This window comes from Dietzia sp. UBA5065 (genome assembly GCA_002415925.1).
Taxonomy (GTDB): Bacteria; Actinomycetota; Actinomycetes; order Mycobacteriales; family Mycobacteriaceae; genus Dietzia.
The window spans coordinates 32,763-34,874 of sequence record DIAZ01000001.1 but is presented as its reverse complement, the minus strand read 5'-3'; the positions used below and the strand labels follow the sequence as shown (position 1 = coordinate 34,874).

Annotated in this window: 3 protein-coding genes; 2 read left to right on the top strand and 1 reads right to left on the bottom strand. The window is 73.3% G+C overall.

What is annotated here, in order from left to right; genetic code table 11:
- Positions 1–1,323 (top strand): hypothetical protein (locus B4M60_RS00195; RefSeq protein WP_291079349.1); only part of this gene is annotated, 1,323 nt, incomplete at its 5' end.
- Here the strand turns inward: B4M60_RS00195 and B4M60_RS00190 are convergent.
- Positions 1,278–1,739 carry a hypothetical protein gene (locus tag B4M60_RS00190; protein WP_291079348.1) on the bottom strand — a complete coding sequence of 154 codons (462 nt, stop codon included), beginning with the start codon at positions 1,737–1,739 and terminating at the stop codon, positions 1,278–1,280. The genes B4M60_RS00195 and B4M60_RS00190 overlap by 46 nt on opposite strands.
- 182 nt (positions 1,740–1,921) lie before the next feature.
- Between B4M60_RS00190 and B4M60_RS00185 the strand changes: the two genes are divergently transcribed.
- A partial coding sequence (locus tag B4M60_RS00185; RefSeq protein ID WP_291079347.1) for a hypothetical protein occupies positions 1,922–2,112 on the top strand: 191 nt, incomplete at its 3' end.

Here is a 2,112-nt window from a genome sequence, read left to right as displayed (position 1 = left end):
ACGGGCCTGGCCGCGGCGATGCTCGACGTGATCGCCTGCACCTCTCTCTACCAGTGGATCCCGGTGCCGGCGGCGTACATGTTCGTCGGCGGGCTGGCCCTGGCGGGCATGGCGCTCGCGCAGCGCTGGTCCTCCGGGCTCCTCGCGTGCCTGGTCTCCGCCGGCACCATGCTGCTCGCGCCGCTCATCTCCACCGGCGTGGAGCTGCCGGTGTTCCTGGTCATCCTCGCGATCGCCACGGCCGTGCTCGCGTCCGACCTCGGGGTGGCCGTCCGCGTGGTGTGGTCGGTGTTCCCGGCCCCGGTACTCCTGGGCTACCTCGCGCAGGCCGCCCTCCACGATCGCGGCGAACAGATCGCGCTCATCGTGGCCGCGCTCGTCTTTGCCGGAGTGGGCGTCGGGGTCGCCTGGTCCGACTCGGTCCGCCGCAGCCCGGCTCCGGAGAACGCGGCCCTCGTCGTCGTCCCCACCGCCGTCCCCCTCCTCCTGTTGGCCACCCTCGACCTCCTCCGGCCCGGTTGGCCGGTCGGGCTGGTCCTCGCGGCGGCCTACCTCGCGGTGGCCGTGGCGGCCGGGCGGCGCCCCGGGGACCCGGGACCCGCCCTGCTCTCCGCGGTGACGGGATACGCCGGGAGCGCACTCCTGCTCGGGGCGTGGGTGGAGCTCGGCGGACGGGAGGCGACGGGCCTGGCGGTGACCCTCTCCGCCACCGCGTACGTCGTGGCCGCCGGCCTCTGGGCGCGCCGCTGGGTGGGGTGGGTGGCCGCCATCGGCACCGCGATCGCGATGAGCGTCTACCTCGTCGTGAACCTCCCGTTCCTCGCCCTGAGCGAGCGGCAGGCCGGTCGCCAGTTCGACTACTGGGACGTGGTGTCCGCGTTCGCCGTCACGGTCCTGGCCGTGGCCGTGACGTGGTGGGCGGCCCGCAGCCGGCCGCGCGCGGCGTCCCGCGTGGTGATGGTGGGCGCCGTGGTGGCGCTGCTGACGTTCTCGGTGCTGGTGGTGGCGTCGGGGGTGGTGATCGGCGACCTCGCCGGGGCGACCCGCAACGGCTTCCTCGCGGCGCACCTGGTGGTGACCGTGCTGTGGATCAGCTGCGCGGCCTGGCTGATCCTCACGCCCAGCCCTCGGATCTCCGAGGCGCGCAGGCTGGGCTTCGTGTTGGGCTCACTCGCCCTGGCCAAGCTCCTGTTCCTCGACCTGGCCACGCTGCCGGGGCTGTTCCGGGTGCTGGCGTTCGTCGCCGTCGGCGCGGTGATGTTGGCGGTGGCCGTGCGCTACCGCAACGAGACCGAGCCGTCGGGCAGCGGCTCCCCGACGTAGACGCGGAACGCGCGCGGCTCGGCCCCGGACATCAGCACCTCGACCTCGGGATGATCCACCTCGTCGGGGTCGTCGGACGGGAGGCTCCACACCACCTCGCCGGCGTCGGTGAGCTCGCGCAGCGCGAGGCGGGTGGCACGGACCCAGCGGACGTGCCGGAGCGCGGGCTCGTCCCGCAGGTCGTCCTCGGCCATCCCCTCCCGGTCGCGCAGATCCACCATCAGACGCTCGCCGGCGGGCGCCTCGTACGCCGTGCAGACGTGGTCGACCAGCACCGCCAGCGGCCAGGACGGTTCGGAGCCGAGCAGGTCGATGACGATCATGCGCGCGTCGCCGACCTGGCCGGCCGTGGGCGTGGTGAGGACCTGAAGCCTCTCGGCCACGTCCTCCGTGATCTCGATGAACTGGACGGTCATGGCGAACCCCTGTTCCGACGGGACGGTCGACGTCAGGGCTCGCGGCGCGGCCCCGGCCGTCCCGACTGTGGCGTAGATCATATCCCACCCGTGTGTCCCGTGGATCTCGGCTCGATGACGATCGTGGGAACAGAGTCGGTAGACGGCCGCCGGGCGCAACCCCAGTGGATAGGGTCGGACGGGTGATCACGCCGCAGTCCGGACCCGCCACCGACGCCGGGGCCCAGCCCGATGCCTTCACCCTCTCCTACGCGGGGTTCCAGCCTGTCGAGGAGGGGCTCCGCGAGACGCTCACCTCGACGGGGAACGGGTACCTGGGCACCCGCGGGGCCGCCGAGTGGGAGGAGTCCGACGGGGTGCACTACCCCGGTAC